This window comes from Mycobacterium sp. TH-M15, from assembly GCF_057473705.1.
The window spans coordinates 1-1,737 of record NZ_JBYCLB010000122.1 but is presented as its reverse complement, the minus strand read 5'-3'; the positions used below and the strand labels follow the sequence as shown (position 1 = coordinate 1,737).

Annotated in this window: 1 protein-coding gene; it reads left to right on the top strand. The window is 72.3% G+C overall.

What is annotated here, in order from left to right:
• On the top strand, window positions 1–1,737 hold a 1,737-nt coding region (locus AC2VNT_RS03075), incomplete at both ends, for an SDR family NAD(P)-dependent oxidoreductase (RefSeq protein ID WP_486945458.1).

Below are 1,737 nucleotides of genomic sequence, written 5' to 3'. Positions count from 1 at the left end.
CCTCGCCATGGCTGCACGCCAGCTACTGGGTCGAGAAGAAACCCGCCGCCCAGCGGCTGACCCACGTCCACCCGTTGCTGGGCGCGCACGTCGAACTGCCGTCCGGGTGTGAGCATGTGTGGCAGAACGACATCGGGGTCGAGACGTTGCCATGGCTGGCCGACCACACGATCGGTGGCCACGCCGTCCTCGCGGCAGCCGGCTTCGCCGAGATGGCGTTGGCCGCTGCCACCCAGGCGCTCGGCGCCGCCACGGTCAGCAAGCTCACTATCGAGCGGCCGCTGATCCTGGACGCCGCGACCCGCGTCACCACTCAGCTCTCAGTGACCCCCGAAGCGAATCGTGTTGAGATCCAAGCCCGCTCGGGCGGAGGCAGCTGGACGCGATACGCGGTCGCCGACGTGACCCAACCGGGCACACCGCCCGGCCCGGTTGCCGGGCCGGGCACCGCGATCACGCTGTCCGACGAGGTCGCCGATCACCCCGAGTACCGCATCCACCCGGTGCTGCTCGACGCCGCGCTGCAGCAACTGGCCGCCGCCATCCCTGCCGAGTCGGAAGACGCTTCCTACCAAGCGGTTTCGGTGGAAGCGATCCGGTTGTTCGGCCCGATCCCCGGCCGGGTCCGCGGCCACGCCGAGCTGGAATCGGGCACGCACCGGGGCCGCGTCGTGCTCACCGACGACGCCGGCGCCGTGCTCGCCGAGCTGACCGGTGTCGAGCTCAAGCCGATCGATCCGGCCAGCGTGCCGCTGCCGTTGGAACAGAAGATCTTCGACGCCGCCTGGGTGCTTAGCCCCGCCGAGGGCGGCGCGGTGGCCGACGGCACCTGGCTGGTGCTGGCCGAAAACGACACTGCCGCCCAGGCTCTCGCAACCGAACTCACCGACAAGCTCACCTCCTCGACGCGGCGTGCGGTCAGCGCCCCGCTGGCCGATGTGTCCGCGGTCGCGGAGGCGTTCGCCACGACCGCCGGCTCGCAGCCGGTCGGCATCGTCGTGCTGCTGGCCAACCCGCCGTTTGACGGCGGTGACATGGAAGCCACCGATGCCGCCCTGAAGCGGGCCCAGGACCTGGTGGTGGATATCACGGCCGCCGCGCACGCGGCCGTCGACGGCTGCAAGGGCACCTCGCCGCGGCTGTGGCTGGTCACCCGCGGCGGGTTGTCGGTCCACGACGACGAGCCGGGCGACCCGGCGATCGGCGCGCTGAAGGGCCTGGTTCGGAACTGGCGGTTCCCCGGCGAAGCGGCCCGGGTGCTGGCCGGCGAGCCGGACCTCGGCGTCACCCTGCTCGATGTGGGCAGCGCAGATGTGCTCGGCACGCTGACCGACGAACTCGCCGCCTCGACCGGCGACGACGTTGTCGCGTTGCGCGGCGACGGACGCTACGTCGAACGGATGATCCGTGCCGCACTGGACGGCGAACGCCATGACGCGGTGGTCCGACCGGACGGCTCCTACATCCTCACCGGCGGGCTGGGCGGTCTGGGCACCGTCGTCACCCGCTGGCTGGCGGAGCGGGGCGCCGGCCGCATCGTGCTCAACGGCCGCCGCGAACCGTCGCAAGAGCAGCGCGACTACCTGGCCGGCCTGGGCGCCGAGGTGGTGTTCGTGGCCGGCGACATCGCCGCCGAAGGCGTGGCAGAGCGGCTGGTGGCCGCGGCCGAGGAGACCGGTAAGCCGCTGCGCGGGCTGGTGCACGGCGCCGGCGTCACCGGCGACGGCCTGGTCAGCG